This window comes from Aeromicrobium senzhongii (assembly GCF_014334735.1).
GTDB lineage: Bacteria > Actinomycetota > Actinomycetes > Propionibacteriales > Nocardioidaceae > Aeromicrobium > Aeromicrobium senzhongii.
Map to the genome: position 1 here is coordinate 2764772 of NZ_CP060587.1, position 20152 is coordinate 2784923.

Sequence of the window (20152 nt, forward strand, 5' to 3'; positions counted from 1 at the left end):
TCCTCGACAGCGAATTGGTCGGTTCCGACAGGCAGGTGCTCCGGCTCGCCGGCCCGGGAATGGCCGATCTCACGGTTGCGGGTCAGCGCCGGATTCTCACCGGCTTCCCCTGACACTGCGGAAGATGTGTGGTTGTGGCGAGCACGCTAGCAGGTGCGGAAGACGTGCCCGGGCCGCCCACGGGCGATGAGATCACGATCACGCAGCACGACCGAGATCCGCGAGCCCCGCGCCCGGCAGGCCCGGGCGAAGGCCTCGCGGCCGTTGTCGGTGTACTCCACCTCGATCACCCGGCGGCCGTACATCCGCGTGTATCGGCCGCACTCGCGGTACACCTCGCACTCCTCGGCCACGGCGAAGTCGAAGCCCAGCCTCCGGCCGTTCAGTCCGGCCGTGTTCTTCTGCGCGATCGCGAGGCGCTCGGCGTGCGCGGCACGCACCAGGAGCCTCGCGTGAGCGCGGGCATGCGAGCGCTTCAGCAGCTTCTTCGAGCGGGTCCACGAGTCGAGGTTGTCCGGCTCGACGGCCCGGAAACCGCGGTCGGCACAGCCGGCGAACCACCTCCGGGCGATCCTCACCGCGGCGGCGCGCTTCCTCGCCGTGCGCAGGTCCAGCAGGACCTCGCCGGGCCAGTCGCGGTCGCGCACGAGGCGGCCCTTGCCATCGCGCAACAACAGCCCGGGGTGCTTCTTCCGCCACCACGAGAGGCGGCCCGGCTGCGTCTGGAACGCGTTCACGTAACAGACCGAGTACACGCCGGAGGCCGGTTTCGCGGTGCGATCACGGACCACGATCTCGACGTCGGACGCGGGCCGGTAGGCGCCGCCGAGCTGGTAGTCGGCCGTTCCGCCCGCCGGCGGCAGCGCGATCGGAGTGACCGCGGTGAGCACGGCCAGCGCCAGCGAGACCACGAACGTCATGCCTCACCTGTACCACTCTTCGCCGTGTCGCGGTGGGCGCTCGCCACTAGCCTGTGGCCATGAGTCTCGGTGAGGAACTTCGACGGTCGATCGACGGCAAGTGGCGCCACGTGCGCGAGCAGAGCCGGGTGGAGCTGGCGGCGCTGGACCTGGCGTACGACCACTCGCTGGGCCTGGACGAGGCCCGCGAGCGGGTGCTGGACCAGATGAAGCAGCTCGTGCCCACCGGCATCCCGGCGGCCGGGTTCCGCACCGAGAACGGCGGCACCGGCGACCCCGGCATGGCCGTCACGGGCATCGAGATGCTCGCGCAGTTCGACCTGTCGCTCATGGTCAAGGCGGGCGTCCAGTGGGGCCTGTTCGGCGGCGCCATCGAGAACCTGGGCACCGAGCGTCACCACGAGGCGTACATCCCGGCCCTCATCAACCTGGACCTGTTGGGCTGCTTCGCGATGACCGAGACCGGCCACGGCAGCGACGTCCAGAGTCTCGAGACGACGGCCACCTACGACCCGACGACGCAGGAGTTCGTGATCGACTCCCCCACGCCGTCGGCGCGCAAGGACTACATCGGCGGCGCGGCCAAGCACGCCCGGGTCGCCGCGGTGTTCGCGCGGCTCATCACCCTGGGCGAGGACCACGGCGTGCACTGCTTCGTGGTGCCGATCCGCGACGAGGCCGGCGACGACCTGCCCGGCGTCACGACGAGCGACTGCGGGTACAAGGGCGGCCTCGGCGGCGTCGACAACGGCCGCATCATGTTCGACCAGGTGCGGATCCCGCGCGACAACCTGCTGAACCGCTACGGCAACGTCGACGAGGGTGGCGTCTACTCCTCGCCCATCGAGAGCCGCAACGCGCGCTTCTTCACCATGATCGGCACGCTCATCCGCGGCCGCGTCAGCGTCGGCGGGTCGGCGCGAGCCGCCGCCGAGGTGGCACTCAGCATCGCCGGCCGCTACGCCCTGCAGCGTCGCCAGTTCGAGGGCGTTCCCGGCGAGGAGACGGTGCTGATGGATTACCGGATGCACCAGCGCCGCCTGCTGCCGCTGATCGCGGAGGCGTACGCCCTCCGGTTCGCGCACAACCAGCTCGTCGCGCGCATGGACCGGTTGCAGACCGAGGCCGACCCCGACGCGCACGCCCAGCGTGAGCTCGAGGGACGCGCCGCCGGCCTCAAGGCCGCGCAGACCTCGTTCGCGAGCAGGGCCATCCAGGAGTGCCGTGAGGCGTGCGGCGGCGCCGGCTACCTGGCCGCGAACCGCCTCACGACCCTGCGCGCCGACAGCGACGTCTTCACCACGTTCGAGGGTGACAACGTCGTGCTGCTGCAGCTCGTGGCCAAGGAGCTGCTGACGGCCTACGCCAAGGAGGTCACCGGCCTGGACCCCGTCGGCATGGTGCGCTTCGCGGCCAGCACCGTGGCCGACACGGTCAAGGAGCGCACGGCCGCGACGCAGCTGATCCAGCGCCTGATCGACGCGCGCTCCAACGACGACGAGCACAACCTGCTCGATCGCGGTACCCAGCTCAACCTCTTCGAGGACCGCGAGCAGCACGTCATCGAGACGGCCGCGCGCCGGCTGCGCCGGGCCGGCAAGGACCAGGGCGAGGCGTTCTCGACGTTCAACGCCGCACAGGACCACGTCGTGAAGATCGGCCAGGTGCACATCGACCGCATCGTGCTGGAGGCCTTCACCGCCGGCATCGCACGCTGTGAGGACGAGGAGGCCGCCGACCTGCTGCGCGACGTCTGCTCGCTCTACGCGCTCACCGTGATCGAGCGGGACAAGGCGTGGTTCATGGAGCACAACCGGATCAGCGACACGCGCGCCAAGGCCGTCACGACCGAGGTCAACGCCCTGCTGGAACGGCTGCGTCCGCACACGCTGGCACTCATCGACGGGCTCGGTGTTCCCGAGTCGAGTCTCGGCGCCGAGATGCTCGACTGAGAACTTCGCGACACGACCGGAGGAGACTCTCCAGTCCGCCTGCGCGACGGTCGGCGCCGTGCCAGAATGTCGCTCGCACCATCCATCTCATCTCGGGGAGAACCATGAACCGACGCTTCACCAAGGGCGCGCTGCTCGCGGCAGCCGCCATGACCATCTCGCTGGCTTCGCCGGTCACGGCCCAGGCCCAGGAGTCCGGCTCCGCGGCCACCGCCGTCCCGCAGCCCGCACCGGCCGCGACCGCGCAGTCCACGCTGCGCTCGTCCGGCGTCTCGGCCGCCCAGGCCGCGCCAGTCCAGATCACCAGCTTCACGCTGGCCCGTCGCTACTCGTCGGACCACCGCATCGCCAAGGCGGCGGAGGTCTCCACCGGCATCGCCGTCGGCGGCAGCGTCGCTCCGGGTTACTCGGTCCGCGACTTCACGGCCGACCTGTACATCAACGGCCGCCTGATCGGCCCGGTCACCTTCTCGCCCTACGCGAGCTCGGTGCGCTGGCACAAGCGCTTCGGCTACGGCGTCGCCCAGCTGCGCAACCTGCGCGCCAACGTCTACACGTCGGGCGGCGGCGGCCTCATGAACGTCAGCGGGGCCACCAACAGCAACCAGTTCCGCATCCTCCGCCAGTTCGACCACCGCCTGATGATGAAGTACAGCAAGCGCGGCTCCAAGATGACGGTCCGCGCGACCAAGTGGCGTGTCTACCAGCCCAACGGCAAGTTGGCCACCGTCCGCAAGGTGAAGCTGCAGCGCCTCAAGGGCGGCAAGTGGCGCAACTTCAAGAACATCAAGGTGAACAAGTCCGGCAACGGCAAGATCACCTTCAAGGCCAAGAAGAAGTACAAGTACCGCCTGAACTACAAGACGACGACGACGATCGAGGGCGCGCGCACGCACGCGACGGCCAAGTTCTGACCCAGTCACCGCCCCTGCGCCGGTCCACCTTCGGGTGGGCCGGCGCTTCGCGTTTGCGGCCGGCGTCAGGTCCAGTCGCCGCGGCGCAGGGGCGTGAGCAACTCGTGGATCGTGGTCTGGTCGCCCGGACTGATCTCGTCGAGGCCGAAGTCCATCGCGACCAAGGCCTGCGTCGCGTCGTCCAGCACCTGCCGACCGGCGTCGGTGAGCGAGGCCAGTGCGCGGCGCCGGTCGCTCGGGTCGATGCGACGATCGACGAGCCCGTCGGCGACGAGCCGGTCGATCACGTTGGTGACCGAGGTCGGGTGCACCATCAGCCGCTCGCCGATCTTCGACAACGGCAACGAGCCGGACGAGCTGAACGAGAGCAGCCGCAGCACCTCGTACCGGGCGAACGTGATGCCGAACGGCCGCAGCGCCGCGTCGAGCCGCGAGGCCAGGAGCTGGTGGACCCGCATGATCGACGTGGCCAGTCGCATCGACGTCGCGTCCCCGATCCGCTCGGCCCACAGCTGCGCCGCGCGCTCGATGGGATCGAAGTCCAGTCCGGCCATGGCCCCACCGTAGCGATCGGCCCGGATGCGCCCGCCGACGTGTGGCGCACCGCACGTTCACCTCGCAGATGAGATTAGCGTAGCCTTACCTAGTCACGCTCTTCATCGAAAGGCACTACCGTGCGCCTCGCACCCCTGCTGGCCGCCGCGACCCTCGCGTTCAGCCTGGCCGCCTGCGGCTCCTCCTCCTCCGACGACTCGAACGAAGCCTCGGGGGCTTCGGGTGAGAACTTCCCCGTCACGATCGAGCACGCCCTGGGCAAGACCGAGATCACGAGCGAGCCGAAGCGCGTCGCCACCGTCGCCTGGTCGAACCAGGACACCGCCCTCGCGCTGGGCGTCGTGCCGGTCGGCATGCCCAAGGCCACGTACGGCGACGACGACACCGACGGGCTGCACCCGTGGGTCAAGGACAAGATCGACGAGCTCGAGGGCGAGACTCCCGTCCTGTTCGACGAGACCGAAGGCATCGACGCCGCCGCGGTCGCCCAGACCAGCCCCGACCTGATCCTCGCGCCCAACTCCGGCCTGACGAAGGAGGAGTACGAGACGCTCTCCAAGATCGCCCCGACCGTCGCGTTCCCCGACGAGGCGTGGGGCACCACGTGGCGCGACGCCATCAAGCTGACCGGCCAGGCGCTGGGCAAGACCGACCAGGCGACGCAGCTGATCGCCGACCTCGAGCAGCAGATGGCCGACGCCGTCGCGAAGCACCCGCAGATCAAGGGCAAGACGGCCGTGATGAGCTGGATCGACCCGACCGACCTGAGCAAGGTCGGCTACTACACCGCCTTCGACACCCGCGCGGCGTTCCTCAACGACCTCGGCTTCTCGACGCCGGACTTCGTCACGAAGGCCTCGGAGTCGTCCGACCAGTTCTTCCTCGAGGTCAGCTCCGAGAAGGCCGACGAGCTCGCCGGTGCAGACGTCTTCGTGGGCTACGGCGACGCCGCGGCCCTCACGAAGGCCCAGGCCCACCCGCTGGTCGGCAAGATCCCCGCGATCGAGCGCGGATCCGTCGCCCTGTTGAAGGACAACACCCCGCTGGCCGCGGCCGTGTCGCCGTCGGCCCTCTCGATCCCGTGGATGCTCGACGACTACGTCGCGCTGCTCGCGGATGCCTCTTCGAAGGTGAAGTGACCGCAACGCTCGAACCGACCGTGGGGGACGCCGCCAGGACGCGGCGTCCCCCGTGGTGGTTGCTGGTCAGCCTGATCGCGCTGGCCGTGGCCGTGTTCCTCTCGGTCGCGTTCGGTGCACGGGTGGTCAGCCTCGGTGAGGTCTGGACGGCCCTGACGACCGACTCCGACGACGTCACCTCGGCCGCCGTCCGCTCGCGCGTCCCGCGCACCATCTTGGCCATCGTCGTCGGAGCGGCCCTGGCCATGGCCGGCGCCGTGCTGCAGGCCGTCACCCGCAACCCCCTCGCCGACCCCTTCATCCTGGGCATCAACTCCGGCGCCTCGTTGCTCGTCGTGATCGCCATCGCCTTCTTCGGTGCGGCCACCATGCCGCTCTACATCGTCTTCGCGCTGGCCGGCGCTGCCCTGGCCGCCGTCTTCGTCTACGCGGTGGGCTCGCTGGGCATCGGCGGACCGACGCCGCTCAAGCTCGCGCTCGCCGGCGCCATCACCACCGCGGCGTTCACGTCGCTGTCGAGCGCGATCCTGCTGCCGCGCATCGACGTCATGCGGGTCTTCCGCTTCTGGCAGGTCGGCAGCGTGGGACGCGCAGACAACCACGACACGCTGATGGTCCTGCCGATCCTGCTCGTGGGCGCGGCCGTGTGCCTGCTCGCCGCCCGGTCGCTCAACATCCTCGCGCTGGGCGACGATGCCGCCGCCGGGCTCGGCGTCCATGTCACCCGGACCCGCCTCGGCGGCGCGACCGGCGCGATCATCCTGTGCGGCAGCGCGACCGCGCTGGCCGGGCCGATCGGCTTCATCGGCCTGATCGTGCCGCACCTGGTCCGTCAGCTCGTCGGGGCCGACCACCGCTGGCTGCTGCCGATCTGCGCCGTCACCGGGGCCGCCCTGCTCACCCTCGCCGACGTCACCGGGCGCGTGCTGGGGCGCCCCGGCGAGATCGACGTCGGCGTGGTCACGGCCCTCATCGGTGGACCCGTCTTCTTGTGGGTCGTCCTGCGTGGCCGGGGAGCCCGGGCATGACCGCGAACCGCACGACCACCGCCACCGTCCGCGCCGTCCGCATGCACGGCGCCCGCCGTGCGCGCTTCGCGATCGCCGGCCTGGCCGTCCTGGTCGCCGTCCTGTTCCTCGTCTCGCTGTCCGTGGGCACGCCGATCTACTCGCCCGGCGACGTGTGGAAGGTGCTGACCGGCCAATTCGTCCCGGGTGCCTCCTTCATCGTCGGCGAGCTGCGCCTTCCCCGGGCGACGCTGGCCGCGGTCGCCGGCGCCTGCTTCGGCCTGGCCGGCGTCACCTTCCAGACGATGCTGCGCAACCCGCTGGCCAGCCCCGACATCATCGGCATCACCAACGGCGCCAACGCCGCCGCCCTCTTCGCGATCGTCGTCCTGGGCCTGAGCGGCCTGGCTGTCTCACTCGGCGCCGTCGCCGCGGGCGTCGCGACCGCCGCCGTCATCTACGCCCTGGCGTCCAGCGGCGCCGCCGTCGGCACGCGCCTGATCCTCGTGGGCATCGGCATCGCGGCGATGCTCAACAGTGTCACCGCCTACCTGCTGGTCTACGCGAACGAGTGGGACCTGAGCCGCGCCATGCGGTGGCTCAACGGCAGCCTCAACCTGGCCGACTGGGACGGCGTCGCTCTGGTCGCCATCCCCTTCGTCGTGCTGACGCCGGTCCTGCTGCTGCTCGGCCGGCGGCTGATGCTGCTGCGCCTGGGCGAGGACCTCGCAGCCGGACTGGGCGTTCCGGTCGAGACGACGCGGCGGCTGCTGGTCCTGGTGGCCGTGGCCCTCGCCGCGTTCGCGACCGCGGCGACCGGCCCGATCCTGTTCGTCGCCTTCATGGCCGGTCCGATCGCGACGCGACTGGTCGGCCACCGTGGCTCGCTCATGGTGCCGTCCGCCCTGGTCGGGGCGGCCCTGGTCCTGGCTGCCGACCTCATCGGCCAGTACGCCTTCGACGCGCGGTATCCCGTCGGCGTCATCACCGGTGCGCTCGGAGCGCCGTTCCTGATCTACCTGCTCATTCGCACCCAGCGCACGGGAGGCTCCCTGTGACCACCACCTTGACGACCGAGGCCCTGACCCTGGCGTACGGCGACCGCACGATCGTCTCCGACCTGAGCCTGTCCCTGCCGGCCGGACGCATCACGACCATCGTCGGCGCCAACGCGTGCGGCAAGTCGACCCTGCTGCGTGGGATGGCGCGCCTGCTCACGCCCGAGCGCGGCCGCGTCCTGCTCGACGGGCAGGACATCCACACGATGGCGACCAAGGAGGTCGCCCGCCACCTGGGCCTGCTCCCCCAGTCGCCGATCGCCCCCGAGGGCATCACCGTCGCGGAGCTCGTGGCCCAGGGCCGCCACCCGCACCGGCGCACCTTCGCGCGCTGGACCGCTGCCGAGGACGAGATCGTCGCCGAGGCCCTGGAGACGACGGGCGTGCTGGACCTGGCCGACCGGGTCGTCGACGAGCTCTCCGGCGGGCAGCGTCAGCGCGTCTGGATCGCGCTCTCCCTGGCCCAGCAGACCGAGGTGCTGCTGCTCGACGAGCCGACGACGTTCCTGGACGTCTGCCACCAGATCGAGGTGCTGGACCTGCTGACCGACCTCAACCGCTCGCGCGGCACCACCATCGCCATGGTCCTGCACGACCTGAACCTCGCCGCCCGCTACGCCGATCACCTGGTCGCCGTGCGCGATGGCGCCGTGCATGCCCAGGGCTCGGCCGAGGAGGTCCTCACCGAGGAGACGGTCAAGATCGTCTTCGGCCTCGACGCGCGCGTCGTCGAGGACCCCATCAGCGGTCGCCCCCTGGTGCTGCCGCTGGGCCGGCACCACGTCAGCGCCTGAGACGACGGTTCCACGGCTCAGCGCACCCGGACGGTCACGCCCTTCGCGCTGGGCTTGAGCAGGCTCGAGCCGGCGTACCGAGCCGTCACCGAACGCTTGCCCTTGGCGACCTTGATCGTGACCGTGGCCCTGCCGTTCCTCAGCTTGACCAGACGGGTCTTCGACCCGACCTTGACCCGGACGGTGCCGGTGGGCGTGCCCGCACCGGACTTCACCGTGACCGCGACCCGGACCTTGCCCTGGCCGAGCGCCTTGGCCTTGACCGTCGTCCGGGACGCCGCCTTGGCGACCTTGACCGTGCTCGCGGCGGAGGTCGAGTTGAGGAAAGCCGTGCCCTCCGTCGGAACGAAGACGGCGCGCAGGGCGTGGGATCCCGGCCTGAGCCGCGCCACCCGCACCGTGACCGACCCGGACGGTCCCAGGTCGCGGGTCGCGAGGACCCTCGATCCCTCGCGGATCTCGACCCTCCCCTCCGGCGTCCCCCGTGCGGCGCGCACGGTCACCCGAGCGTTGATCGAGCGCGGGTAGGTCACCGAACCGGGGACCTTCAGGGTCGTCGTGGTCGAGATCGGAGCCGGGACACGTCGCCCTTCGGGAGCGGCCCAGAAGATGGCCCGCGCCGCCTGACTCTGACCGCCCTTCGTGTGCGTCCGGAAGAACGGCGCCGTGCCGAAGATGAAGGCGTTGGTGCCCTCCGGCGTCGAGGCGGACACCGCGGCGGCCCGGCCGGCGGCACTCGCGGGACCGTCGGTCCCGGTCGTGTCGCGCCAGTGGCCGGCCACCAGCGGGTTGCCTGTCGCGTAGGTCTGCTCCGTCTTGACCGACGCGGGCAGGTCCGTGAACCACGCCGCCGGATACACGAACGCGTGCGACTGGGCATACGGCGCCAACACACCATCGGCAGCGGTGTCCACCGCGACGATGCCGTTGCCGGCTCCGTTGCCCGTGACCGCCGTGCCATCGATGGCGCCGAACGCCTTCGCGGTGTTGAAGGCGTTCGCGGACCGGCCCACGATGTCGCCGCCGCCGTCCACGAACTCCTGGACGGCGGCGCGGCCGGCAGCCTGTGCCCCCGTGAAGTTCAGCCCGGCGCCCAGCCAGAGCACGTCGACCCCGTCGAGGGCGTCCGGGTCGGACGTGAGGGCCACGGCGTCCACCCGGCGGAGGTCGTAGAAGCCCAAATGGGTCAGCGACAGCAGGTCGTCCTGGTTGCCCGCGTAGGCGATGCGCGGCTCCCTGAGACCCTTGGTCGCTGCGTCGGAGAGCTCGGCCAGCTCCGCCGCCGTGGCGCGGGTGAAGTCCACGTCGAACTCGGCCGCGGCAGCTTCCACCGCGAGGCGGGTCTTCTCTCCCGCAGCGAGGATCGCCGAACCGTCCGCCAACAGCGAGGCGCTCACCCCGTACTCCCCGATGAGCAGGTTCAGGGCACGGAAGTCGTCGACGCCGGCCAGCTCGAAGGTGAGGTGCGAGGCGTCTCGCGGGACCGATCCGTCCTTCTCCGCGGAGACGACGTCGGTGCTCGCGGGCAGCGACCCGACGCCCGTCGTGCCGACGGCAGCGACGTCGGCGCCCCACAACCGTCCCCAGCTCCAGGCGGACACGTCGTACATCGCGAGGATCCCCGGATGGTTCGAGATGTCCGAGCCCGTCGCCAGCAGGGAGTGCGCCAGGTTCCGCTTGGGCTGGTGCATGTCGACGACGTACGAGCCGGCGGGATACCTCGTGCCGTCCCACGTCGCCGCGGCGTTCAGGCGACGCACCGCGATGTCGTGCAGGAGCAACCGTGAGACGAGGAAGCGCGCATCCGAGACCGAGCGCTGGTCCGCACCCATCGGGATCACGAAGGCGCGCGGGTACTGCACCGGAACCTGGTCGTCCGAGGCGTCCCACAGCGGCTTCCACTGGTCGGGTCCGGGCACCGCGGCGATGTTCGCCTCGGTGAGCGCCACGCGCTCCTGCCCGACATTGGCCCGGCGGAAGAACTCCACCTGGTCGGCCAGCATCGCCGCGTCGTGGTCGGCGACGTAGTCGACGAGGCTCTGCATCGTCCTCAGGGCCACCGCTCGGTTCACGACCGCGTTCGCCGGCGACTGGCTGGAGGAGTTCGGGCGGGAGATCGGCAGCTCGACCGTCGAGGTGACCGCCCCCGTGAACGCCGCGTACTGCGCCGTGAAGATCGGCGGGTAGTCGTCCCAGCCGGTCGGTGTGTCGCGGTAGGGGATCGCGATGTGCGCGGTGTCGGGCCCCGTGTTCTCGTCCACGACGTCGCCGGTGACGACGTTGTAGTACGTGTTGCCCGGAATCCGCGCGTCGACGACGTCCTTCTCGATCTGCAGCGCCGCGGCGTACCCGTGCGGGATGAACAGGTCGTACTCGTAGTCGTCACCGTGCGGCGGGCCGCAGGGCTCGACCTGCAGCACGCCGGTGTAGCCGTGGAAGTCGGCCGCATAGAGCGCCTGCACGGCGTGGGCCGTCCGGACGAAGGACGTCGACTCCGGTGTCGTGTTCGTGATCATGTCGCGGTTCTCGTCGAGATTCAGTGCCGTGGGGCGCTGACCGAGCGTCCGGCCGTCGGGGTTGAGCACGACCGTGAAGTAGAGCCGGTGCCCGCGCAACAGACCCTTCACGTCGTTCCACGGGGCCGACGCGAGCTGCTCGATGTAGTCCAGGGCTGCGTCCGTGCCCTCCCACTCGTTGCCGTGGATGTTGGCGGTGATCCAGACGGGGGTCTTGTAGCCCTTCTTCAGCGCCGCATCGGCCGCAGCCGCCTCGGGTGCCGTCCGGATCTTCTTGCGCCACGCGGTCTGCTGGGAGGTCTCGTCCTGCTCCTCCGGCGCGGTGACCGTCACGAGGTACAGCTGGCGGCCCTCCGTGGACTCGCCCACGATCTGGGTCGAGACCCGGTCGGACGTGCGCATCGCCGCCTGCAGGCGCGGGGCGATGTCGTCGTACCCGGTGAGGTCGGCCAGGTCCGCCGCGTCACGGTCGGGCTGCGGGTAGACGTGCAGCTTCGGCTGCACCGGATACGACCGGGGCATCGCCAGCGCGCCCTCGGGCTCCTCCTCCGCCGCCGCGGCCCGAGCCGCCCGGGCGGTGAGGGAACCGGGCGTCCTGGCCTCCGGCGCCGATTTGACGCCGGGGCCCGGAGGAGCCGGGTCCTCGGCGGTGGCCGGGACGGCTCCCAGGGCCGTCACGAGGAGCGAGGCACCGGCGACGGCAGCAAACAGACGAGGAGTGCGCACGATCGGGTTCCCTTCGAGCGGGTCCGGGGCCGACCTGCGCCCCGGGCCGGGGCGGTTCCTCGATTGTGACCCCGGTCAACCGCTCGTGGGAAGAGCCGACCTCAGGAACGGCGCGGGAACTGCGTGAAGTCGGGGGTGCGCTTCTCCTTGTAGGCGTCGCGCCCTTCCTGGGCCTCCGCCTGGCCGTAGAACAGCAGGTTCGCGTCGTGGGCCAGCTGCTGGATCCCGGCGTACCCGTCCTCGTGGGCGTGGAAGCTCATCTTCGACAGCCGCAGCGCCCACGGCGAGAGGGCGAGCATCTCGCGGCACCACTTCACCGTCTCGGCCTCCAACTCGGCCAACGGCACGACGGTGTTGACCAGACCCATGTCCAGGGCCTCCTGCGCGTCGTACTGACGGCACAGGAACCAGATCTCCTTGGCCTTCTTCGGGCCCACGAGGTCGGACAGGATGCTGGCGCCGTAGCCGCCGTCGAACGAGCCGACGCGCGGGCCGACCTGGCCGAAGCGGGCGTTGTCGGCGGCGATCGTCAGGTCGCAGACCAGGTGCAGGACATGGCCGCCGCCGATGGCCCAACCGGCCACCATCGCGACGATCGGCTTGGGCGTGCGGCGGATCTGCACGTGCAGGTCGGTGACGTCGAAGCGGCCCGTCGCGCCCTCGTCGGACTTGTAGCCCGAGTCACCGCGCACGCGCTGGTCGCCGCCGGAGCAGAAGGCCTTCTCGCCCTCGCCGGTCAGGATGATGGCGCCCACCGACTCGTCGTCACGCGCGATCGACAGGGCACGCGAGATCTCCTGGATCGTCTGCGGGCGGAAGGCGTTGTGGACCTCGGGACGACAGATCGTGATCTTCGCGATCCCGTCCTGCGTCGTCTCGTAACGGATGTCGGTCCAGTCGCCGGAGGCAGTCCACTCAGTCATGGTTTCCACCCTAGGCTGGGCGCCGATGCACGATGACCTCGGCTTCCACGTCGCCCTCCACGAGCCCGCGCGGCGCGTCGTCAGCCTGGTCCCCTCGTTGACCGAGGCGATCGCCGCGACCCGGCCGGACGCCCTCGTCGGGGCGACCCAGTGGTGCACCCACCCTGCCGACCTGGCGGTTCCCCGCGTGCGCGGCACCAAGAACCCCGACCTCGCGGCGATCCGCGCCCTCTCCCCCGACGTCGTGATCGCCAACAAGGAGGAGAACCGCGAGCTGGACGTGCGCCGGCTCCGCGAGGCAGGCGTCCCGGTGTGGGTCACCGACATCGAAACCCTGGACGAGGCGTTCGCGTCGATGCGACGACTGTTCGACGAGGCACTCGGCTGGGGCGTGCCGGCGTGGCTGGTCGAGGCCGAGCGCCGCTGGGCCGAGCCGGCCGAGACGAGCGGGCGCCGTGTCGCCGTCGCGATCTGGCGGGACCCGTGGATGGTCGTCGGGCGCGACACCTTCACCGGTGACCTGCTGCGCCGACTCGGCTTGGCGAACGCGTTCGCCGAGGCGCCGGAGCGGTACCCCCACGTGGACGTCGCCGCGCTGGACGCGGGCGACCTCGACCTCGTGCTGCTGCCCGACGAGCCCTATGTGTTCACTGCGGACGACGGCCCCGAGGCGTTCAGCACGGTGCCGACGGCGCTGTGCAGCGGCCGGGCGCTCACCTGGTACGGACCGTCGTTGCTGACCGCGCGGCAGGATCTCGCGGCCGCGCTGGCCTGATCAGGACCGGCTGATCAGGGCCGGGGCTCGTCGATCTCGTCGATGGTCTGCTGGGCCGCGGCCTTGCGGACCTGCGCCTTCTTGGAGATCGCCTTGCGGTTCGCGCGCGCGACCTTCTTGGCCGGGACCGGCTCGATGTCGGCGCCCGAGACGACCTTGGGCTCGTTGGCGATCACGTACGGGGTCTCGCCGACGATCGCGTTGTGGCTGCGCCACAGCAGGTACTTCAGCGAGAGGTTCGTCATCGTCGCGAAGCGGTTGCGGTTGCCCAACAGCAGGGCGACGTGGACGGTGACCCAGATGAACCAGGCCGGGAAGCCCTTGAGGCGCGGCAGGTAGCGCACCTGCGCGATCGCGGAGGCGCGGCCGATCGTGGCCATCGTGCCCTTGTCGAAGTACTTGAACGGCTTGGGCATGCGACCGTCCGAGACCTGCGCCGTGATCACCTTGGCGACGTGCTTGCCGGCCTGGATCGCGGGCTGGCCCAACTGGGGCAGCGGCGAGTCGGGGTTGACCGAGATGTCGCCGATGGCGAAGACGCCCTCCACGCCGCGCACCCGCTGGTGCTCGTCGACCTCGATGCGACCGCCACGACCCTGGGGCACGCCCCAGTCCTTGACGACGCCGTGCGCCGCGACTCCGGAGGCCCAGACCACGATGCCGGCCGGGAGGAACTCCTGGTTGCCGTCGTTCTCGATGAGGACGCCGTCGCGGCGGACCTCCTTCACGGCCGTCTTGAGGCGCAGGTCGATGCCGCGCTTGATGAGCTCCTTCTTGGCGTACTCACGCAGCTTCGGGTGGAAGGGGGCCAACACGTGCTCGCCCATCTCGACCAAGGAGATGTGGACCCGCCGCTGGTCGAGCTCGGGATACGTCGTGGGCATGTCGAGGTTGCGCATCTCGGCCAGGGCGCCGGCCGTCTCGACGCCGGTCGCGCCGCCACCGACGACGACGACGCGCAGGTCGCGGTCCTGACCGTTGACCGCGGCGTTCTCGAGGTTGGCGAAGAGCAGGTCACGCAGCGCGAGGGCCTGCGAGCGGCGGTACAGCGGCATCGCGAACTCCTCGGCACCGGGGATGCCGAAGTAGTTGGCCGTCACGCCGTTGGCCAGGACGAGGTAGTCGTACTTGACCGTGATGTTGCCCTCGAGCATGACCGACTTGGCATCGTGGTCGACCTGGGAGACGGTGCCCTTGAGGAAGCGCACGTTGTCCTGCTTGGCGCGCACGGCGCGCAGGAACCAGGTGATGTCGCCGGGGTTCAGGCTGGCCGTCGCGACCTGGTAGAGCAGCGGCTGGAAGGTGTTGTACGTGTGACGGTCGATCAGGGTGATGTCGACGTCCGTGCGCGCCAGCTTGCGCACCAGGGCGAGCCCGCCGAATCCGCCTCCGACGACGACGACGTGCGGACGATAGGAAGCGCGGACCTGAGCCATACGCTCAAGTCTACTGAGCGATTTCCGTGCTTTCACGGGAGGGGATCAGGGGTATGACCCCCGTCACGCGCGGTGGAACCAGGCCTTCGCCTCGGGCTTGGAGAGCTGGAAGATCACGACGATCGCACCCAGCATCCAGACGATTCCGACCGGCAGTCCGAGCGCGGCGGAACCCGCCGTGACGACGCTGGCAACCACCAGCGCCCACCAGCCGAGCCGATGCCCGCTGGCAGCCCACGCAGTCGCGACCAGGCCCAACAGGGACACCACGAGCCACCCGCCGAACAACCAGCTGCCGAGGGTGACCATCTCGGTGGCGGTGACCCCGGCGGACTTGAGCTGGTCGCGCAGCAGGTCGTTCTGCTCGTACTGCTTGACGACCTCGTCGCGCATCGCGACCAGGGCCAGCAGCACCAGCCCGGAGGCCGCGGCACCGATCAGCGAGCCGATGCCCGAGACGAGCAGCGCCACGGTGACCGAACGCGGCCGGGCTCCCGCCACGGGAACGGTGATCTGCTGGATGTGCTGAGGATGCTGGGTGGGGTCGTACGGGGGCGGCTGGGGGCCGCCGGGCGCGGAGGTCGGCGCCGGCGCCGACCCTTGAGCGGCTCCCGCCGTGGGGACCGAGGGCGTGGTGCCCAGGGACAACGGGGTGCGGCCGTTGACGACCGCGAACCACTCGCGCGCCTGGGCCGTCCACAGCAGATAGACCACCAGGATGCCCAGGATCGCGGGCAGCACACCGCCCACGCCGGTCAGCAGGAAGCCGACCGCGGCGAACCCGGCCAGGACGGTCAGACCGATCCGGGAGGCCTGGTGTCCGCGGGAGGCGTAGAAGGAGAAGACGGTGGCCGCGATGGCGGCCACGAGCAGTCCCATGCAGATCCAGCGCAGGATCGGCAGGATCTCATCGGCGTCGGCGCCGATCGGCTCGAGGCTCGAGCGCAGCGACTCCTGGATCTCGATGGAGCCCCAGTTCTGGAGCGTTCCGTACAGCGAGAAGGCGGCCAGGATGCCGCCCAGACCGCCGTACACGCAGGCGAGGGTGACGGACCGGGGCCTGGGCGTGGACATGACTCCGATCCAACCAGATCACTCCTGAACCGCCGGACGCGGTTTACCACGGGACCGTGGTAAACCGACGCCTCCCCAGGGAAGTTTCCCCGGGGAGGCGCGGAATTACCACGGGACCGTGGTAAACGGTCAGGCGCGGCGCACGACCAACTCGTCGGCGTCGGGCTCGCGGTCGACCAGCACGGTGTCGCCGTCGCGGACCTCGCCCGCCAACAGCTCACGGGCCAACCGGTCGCCGATCGCCTGCTGCACCAACCGGCGCAGCGGACGGGCGCCATAGGCCGGATCCCAGCCGGTCAGCGCCAGCCACTCCTTCGCGGCCGGGGTCACGTCGAGCGTGATCCGGCGCGGAGCGAGCCGCTTGGCCAGGGCGTCCAACTGCAGGTCGACGATCCGGGTCAGGTCATCGACGCCGAGCGCGTCGAACATGACGACCTCGTCGAGCCGGTTGAGGAACTCCGGCTTGAACGCCATCCGGACGATCTCCATGACCTTCTCGTGCTTCTCCTGGTCGTCCAGGGCCGGATCGACCAGGAACTGCGAGCCGAGGTTCGACGTCAGGATCAAGATGACGTTGCGGAAGTCCACCGTGCGGCCCTGGCCGTCGGTCAGACGACCGTCGTCGAGCACCTGCAGGAGGATGTCGAAGACCTCGGGGTGGGCCTTCTCGACCTCGTCGAGCAGCACGACCGAGTACGGGCGACGCCGCACGGCCTCGGTGAGCTGACCGCCCTCGTCGTACCCGACGTAGCCCGGAGGCGCACCGACCAGGCGCGCGACCGAGTGCTTCTCGGAGTACTCGCTCATGTCGATGCGCACGATGGCGCGCTCGTCGTCGAACAGGAAGTCGGCCAGCGACTTGGCCAGCTCGGTCTTGCCGACACCCGTGGGGCCGAGGAACAGGAACGAGCCGGTCGGACGGTCCGGGTCGGACACGCCGGCACGGGCTCGCCGCACGGCGTCGGAGACGGCGCGCACGGCCGGCTTCTGGCCGATCAGGCGCTTGCCGAGCTCGTCCTCCATGTGCAGGAGCTTCTCGGTCTCGCCCTCGAGCAGACGGCCCGTGGGGATGCCGGTCCAGGAGGCCACGACCTCGGCGATGTCGTCGGGGCCGACCTCCTCGTGCACCATGCGGTCGGAGGACGCCGACTCCTCGGCGGCCTGCGCGTCCGCGAGCTGGCGCTCCATCGCAGGGATCTCGCCGTAGAGCAGGCGGCTCGCCGTGTCCATGTCGCCCTCGCGCTGGGCGCGCTCGGCGGCGATGCGGGCCTCGTCGATGCCCTGCTTGATGCGGCCGACGGCGTTGAGGCTCTCCTTCTCGGCCTCCCACCGCTGCTCCAGCGAACGCAGACTCTCCTGCTGGTCAGCCAGCTCCTGGCGCAGGGTGGCGAGCCGCTCCTGGCTGGCCTCGTCCTTCTCGTTCTGCAGGTGCAGCTCCTCCATCTTGAGCCGGTCCACGGAGCGACGGAGCTCGTCGATCTCGACCGGGCTGGAGTCGATCTCCATGCGCAGCCGACTGGAGGCCTCGTCGATCAGGTCGATGGCCTTGTCGGGCAGCTGACGACCCGGGATGTAGCGGTGCGACAGCGTCGCGGCGGCGACGAGGGCCGAGTCGGCGATCTCGACCTTGTGGTGCGCCTCGTACTTCTCCTTGAGGCCGCGCAGGATCGCGATCGTGTCCTCGACGCTGGGCTCGCCCACGAACACCTGCTGGAAGCGGCGTTCGAGGGCGGCGTCCTTCTCGATCGACTCGCGGTACTCGTCCAGCGTCGTCGCGCCGATCATGCGCAGCTCACCACGGGCCAGCATCGGCTTGAGCATGTTGCCCGCGTCCATGGCCGAGTCGCCCGTGGCGCCGGCGCCGACGACCGTGTGCAGCTCGTCGATGAACGTGACGATCTGGCCGTTGCTCTCCTTGATCTCGGAGAGCACCGCCTTGAGTCGCTCCTCGAACTCGCCGCGGTACTTCGCGCCCGCGACCATCGCGCCGAGGTCGAGACTGACCAGCCGACGGCCGCGCAGGGACTCGGGGACGTCCCCGTCGATGATGCGCTGGGCCAGGCCCTCGACGACGGCGGTCTTGCCGACGCCGGGCTCGCCGATCAGGACGGGGTTGTTCTTGGTGCGGCGGCTCAGCACCTGCACGACGCGGCGGATCTCGGAGTCGCGGCCGATGACCGGGTCGAGCTTGCCCTCGCGGGCGAGCGCGGTCAGGTCGATGCCGTACTTCTCGAGGGACTGGTACTGGTCCTCGGCGTCCTGGCTGGTGGCGCGGGCGCCGCCGCGGACGGCCTCGAAGGCGGCCTTCAGCGTGTCGGGGGTGGCGCCGTGGGACGCCAGCACCTGCTGCGCCGGGCCGGTGACGGTGGCGATGCCCACGACCAGGTGCTCACTGGAGACGAACTCGTCACCGAGCTCGGAGGCGAGGTCGATCGCGCGCTGCAGCACCTCGTGCGAGGCACGGGCGAGCTGCGGATTGCCGACCGTGGAGCCGCTGGCGCTGGGCAGTCGACCGATAACGGCCTCGAGCTCCTGCTCGACGGCCGCGGGGTCGGCGCCGGCGGCGGACAGCAGCGGAGCGGCCGTGCCGCCCTGCTGGGTGATGAGTGCGGAAAGGAGGTGAGCCGGCTCCACTGCGGGATTGCCGGCCGCAGCGGCCTGCTGCATGGCGGCAGCGAGAGCCTGCTGACTGCGCGTGGTGAAGTGGTTCAGGTCCATGTCAATGTCAACGCGTCCAAAGTTGAGTCCATTCCACTCAAGTCCGAGATTTTTTCCTCCGCTCGCGGACCGGAGCCACCGGACAGCACGAAGGCCCGCCCCTCACGGGACGGGCCTTCGTGGAGCAGCGGATCACTCCGTGGCCGGAGGCTCCTTGTCGGCGGCGGCGGCGGCAGCAGCAGCCGCGTCCTCCTGCGCGAGGAGCTCGTCGCGGTGGGCGCCGGGCTTCCAGCCCGCGTCGACGACCTTGACCTGGAAGATCGAGGCCGCGACCACGAGCACCACGCCGATGAGGACGCAGAGCACGATGCCCACGCCCGCGCCGGCCAACAGGCTCGTGCCCAGCAGCGTGCCGAACCAGCCGAAGTCGGCGTCGCCGAAGGTCGAGTTCGAGAAGCCGAACTCCCCGAAGACCTTGAGCAGCAGCGCCGGCAGCAGCGTGATGAGCACGCCGTTGATGAAGCCGCCGACGGCGGCGCCGCGGCGACCGCCGGTCGCGTTGCCGTAGACGCCCGCGCCACCACCGGTGAAGAAGTGGGGCACCATGCCGGGCAGGATCAGCGCGAGGCCGAAGGCCGGCTCCAGCCACAGGGCCAGCAGGCCGAGCGTGACCAGTCCACCGGCGAAGGAGGACAGGAAGCCGATCAGCACGGCGTTGGCGCCGAACGGGAACACGATCGGGATGTCCAGCGCCGGCTTGGCACCGGGGACGACCTTCTCGGCGATGCCCTGGAAGGCGGGGACGAGCTCACCGAGCACGGTGCGGACACCGTAGAGGATGATCGCGACGCCCACGCCGAACTGCAGCGCCTGGGCCAGACCGGCCATGACGGCGGCACCGGCATCGGGCGAGCCGAGGATCTCCTTGGTGGTGTCCGGGCTGGCGATGAGGCCCCAGACCACGAAGACCTCGTAGATCAGGACCATCGACAGGGCGGTGGCGACCATCGAGTCGCGCAGGAACTTGAGGCCCTGCGGGAAGTCGATCTCCTCGGTGGAGCGGCTCTTCTTGCCGACCGCCTGGCCGGCCGCACCGGCGGCGATGTAGCCCAACGTGCCGAAGTGGCCGATCGCGAGCGAGTCGTCACCGGTGATCTTGCGGGTCCACGGCTGCGCGAACGCCGGCATCACGACCATGATCGCGCCGAGCAGCAGGGCGCCGACGATGACCACGACCCAGTCGTTCTTGTCGTCGAGGCCGACCGAGAGCACGACCGTCAGCATCAGGGCCATGAAGACCATGTGGTGACCGGTCAGGAAGATGTAGCGCAACGGCGTGAAACGGGCCAGCGCCAGCATCACGAGGAAGCCGAGCACGAGCACGTACGCACTCTGAGCTCCGTACTTCTCCGACGCGATCGCGGTGATGACCTCGTTGGTCGGGATGACGCCCTGGGCACCCGTGACGTCGAGGATGATGTCACCCAGCGGCGAGAGGGACGCCACGACGACGTTGGCGCCGGCGCCGAGGATCAGGAAGCCGAGCGCCGCCTTGAGGCCGCCACCGATCACCTGTCCGCTGGAGCGCTTCAGCGCGATGAGGCCGACCGCCGTGATGATGCCGATCAGGTACGCCGGCACGTTGAGGATCTGTTGCCCGATGAATTCGAGTACGTCGACAAACCAGTCCATGTTCACTTTCTCC

At 70.2% G+C, this 20152-nt stretch carries 15 protein-coding genes and 1 riboswitch; of the genes, 7 read left to right on the forward strand and 8 right to left on the reverse strand.

Going from position 1 to position 20152, the window contains the following annotated elements; all coding sequences use genetic code 11:
• Positions 1 to 13 precede the first annotated feature (13 nt).
• A riboswitch (cobalamin riboswitch) is annotated at positions 14 to 151 on the reverse strand.
• Positions 147 to 920: an endo alpha-1,4 polygalactosaminidase gene (locus tag H9L21_RS13625; RefSeq protein ID WP_154596462.1), complete on the reverse strand. Its 774-nt coding sequence runs from the start codon at positions 918 to 920 to the stop codon at positions 147 to 149. It overlaps the preceding riboswitch by 5 nt.
• Positions 921 to 979: 59 nt before the next feature.
• On the opposite strand from H9L21_RS13625, the gene H9L21_RS13630 reads away from it, so the two are divergent.
• Positions 980 to 2872, forward strand: a complete 1893-nt coding sequence (locus tag H9L21_RS13630) for an acyl-CoA dehydrogenase family protein (protein ID WP_154596461.1) — start codon at positions 980 to 982, stop codon at positions 2870 to 2872.
• A gap of 104 nt (positions 2873 to 2976) precedes the next feature.
• On the forward strand, positions 2977 to 3786 hold the full coding sequence (locus H9L21_RS13635) for a hypothetical protein (RefSeq protein ID WP_154596460.1): 810 nt from the start codon (positions 2977 to 2979) through the stop codon (positions 3784 to 3786).
• 65 nt (positions 3787 to 3851) lie between these two features.
• Here the strand turns inward: H9L21_RS13635 and H9L21_RS13640 are convergent, their stop codons facing one another.
• The gene (locus tag H9L21_RS13640) at positions 3852 to 4340 is read right to left on the reverse strand and encodes a MarR family winged helix-turn-helix transcriptional regulator (RefSeq protein WP_154596459.1); all 489 of its coding nucleotides are present in this window, start codon (positions 4338 to 4340) and stop codon (positions 3852 to 3854) included.
• A gap of 120 nt (positions 4341 to 4460) precedes the next feature.
• On the opposite strand from H9L21_RS13640, the gene H9L21_RS13645 reads away from it, so the two are divergent.
• The 4 genes from H9L21_RS13645 to H9L21_RS13660 are packed head-to-tail and all read left to right on the forward strand — an operon-like array spanning position 4461 to position 8339.
• Positions 4461 to 5480 (forward strand): iron-siderophore ABC transporter substrate-binding protein, encoded by a 1020-nt coding sequence (locus H9L21_RS13645; RefSeq protein WP_222865794.1) that lies wholly within the window; start codon positions 4461 to 4463, stop codon positions 5478 to 5480.
• Entirely contained in the window at positions 5477 to 6508 is a 1032-nt protein-coding gene (locus tag H9L21_RS13650; protein ID WP_187411577.1) for a FecCD family ABC transporter permease, read from the forward strand. The genes H9L21_RS13645 and H9L21_RS13650 overlap by 4 nt, the downstream gene beginning before the upstream one ends.
• A complete protein-coding gene (locus tag H9L21_RS13655; protein ID WP_154596458.1) occupies positions 6505 to 7545 on the forward strand; it encodes a FecCD family ABC transporter permease in 1041 nt (346 codons plus the stop codon). The genes H9L21_RS13650 and H9L21_RS13655 overlap by 4 nt, the downstream gene beginning before the upstream one ends.
• Positions 7542 to 8339: an ABC transporter ATP-binding protein gene (locus tag H9L21_RS13660; protein ID WP_187411578.1), complete on the forward strand. Its 798-nt coding sequence runs from the start codon at positions 7542 to 7544 to the stop codon at positions 8337 to 8339. The genes H9L21_RS13655 and H9L21_RS13660 overlap by 4 nt, the downstream gene beginning before the upstream one ends.
• 17 nt (positions 8340 to 8356) lie before the next feature.
• On the opposite strand, the gene H9L21_RS13665 is transcribed toward H9L21_RS13660, so the two are convergent.
• Both H9L21_RS13665 and menB read right to left on the reverse strand, forming a co-directional pair.
• Positions 8357 to 11581, reverse strand: a complete 3225-nt coding sequence (locus H9L21_RS13665) for a M14 family metallopeptidase (protein ID WP_154596457.1) — start codon at positions 11579 to 11581, stop codon at positions 8357 to 8359.
• A gap of 101 nt (positions 11582 to 11682) precedes the next feature.
• Complete coding sequence (gene menB, locus H9L21_RS13670; RefSeq protein WP_154596456.1) at positions 11683 to 12504, reverse strand: 1,4-dihydroxy-2-naphthoyl-CoA synthase; 822 nt, start codon at positions 12502 to 12504, stop codon at positions 11683 to 11685.
• Between the two features lie 25 nt (positions 12505 to 12529).
• Here menB and H9L21_RS13675 point away from each other — a divergent pair, with 25 nt between their 5' ends.
• A complete protein-coding gene (locus tag H9L21_RS13675) occupies positions 12530 to 13279 on the forward strand; it encodes a helical backbone metal receptor (RefSeq protein WP_154596455.1) in 750 nt (249 codons plus the stop codon).
• A gap of 14 nt (positions 13280 to 13293) precedes the next feature.
• Here the strand turns inward: H9L21_RS13675 and H9L21_RS13680 are convergent, their stop codons facing one another.
• From H9L21_RS13680 to ulaA, 4 genes are all read right to left on the reverse strand, one after another.
• The gene (locus tag H9L21_RS13680) at positions 13294 to 14715 is read right to left on the reverse strand and encodes an NAD(P)/FAD-dependent oxidoreductase (protein ID WP_154596454.1); all 1422 of its coding nucleotides are present in this window, start codon (positions 14713 to 14715) and stop codon (positions 13294 to 13296) included.
• Positions 14716 to 14778: 63 nt separating this feature from the next.
• A complete protein-coding gene (locus H9L21_RS13685) occupies positions 14779 to 15789 on the reverse strand; it encodes a hypothetical protein (RefSeq protein WP_154596453.1) in 1011 nt (336 codons plus the stop codon).
• Positions 15790 to 15918: 129 nt separating this feature from the next.
• Positions 15919 to 18507: an ATP-dependent chaperone ClpB gene (clpB, locus tag H9L21_RS13690; RefSeq protein ID WP_154596452.1), complete on the reverse strand. Its 2589-nt coding sequence runs from the start codon at positions 18505 to 18507 to the stop codon at positions 15919 to 15921.
• Positions 18508 to 18639: 132 nt separating this feature from the next.
• Positions 18640 to 20139 carry a PTS ascorbate transporter subunit IIC gene (ulaA, locus tag H9L21_RS13695; protein ID WP_154596451.1) on the reverse strand — a complete coding sequence of 500 codons (1500 nt, stop codon included), beginning with the start codon at positions 20137 to 20139 and terminating at the stop codon, positions 18640 to 18642.
• Between the last annotated feature and the right edge of the window lie 13 nt (positions 20140 to 20152).

Coding starts and splice junctions, on each gene's coding strand:
- H9L21_RS13640 (WP_154596459.1), bottom strand. CDS start 4,340: ATGGCCGGACTGGACTTCGATCCCATCGAGCGCGCGGCGCAGCTGTGG.
- H9L21_RS13680 (WP_154596454.1), bottom strand. CDS start 14,715: ATGGCTCAGGTCCGCGCTTCCTATCGTCCGCACGTCGTCGTCGTCGGA.
- ulaA (WP_154596451.1), bottom strand. CDS start 20,139: ATGGACTGGTTTGTCGACGTACTCGAATTCATCGGGCAACAGATCCTC.
- H9L21_RS13635 (WP_154596460.1), top strand. CDS start 2,977: ATGAACCGACGCTTCACCAAGGGCGCGCTGCTCGCGGCAGCCGCCATG.
- H9L21_RS13625 (WP_154596462.1), bottom strand. CDS start 920: ATGACGTTCGTGGTCTCGCTGGCGCTGGCCGTGCTCACCGCGGTCACT.
- H9L21_RS13675 (WP_154596455.1), top strand. CDS start 12,530: ATGCACGATGACCTCGGCTTCCACGTCGCCCTCCACGAGCCCGCGCGG.
- H9L21_RS13685 (WP_154596453.1), bottom strand. CDS start 15,789: ATGTCCACGCCCAGGCCCCGGTCCGTCACCCTCGCCTGCGTGTACGGC.
- H9L21_RS13655 (WP_154596458.1), top strand. CDS start 6,505: ATGACCGCGAACCGCACGACCACCGCCACCGTCCGCGCCGTCCGCATG.
- H9L21_RS13630 (WP_154596461.1), top strand. CDS start 980: ATGAGTCTCGGTGAGGAACTTCGACGGTCGATCGACGGCAAGTGGCGC.
- clpB (WP_154596452.1), bottom strand. CDS start 18,507: ATGGACCTGAACCACTTCACCACGCGCAGTCAGCAGGCTCTCGCTGCC.
- menB (WP_154596456.1), bottom strand. CDS start 12,504: ATGACTGAGTGGACTGCCTCCGGCGACTGGACCGACATCCGTTACGAG.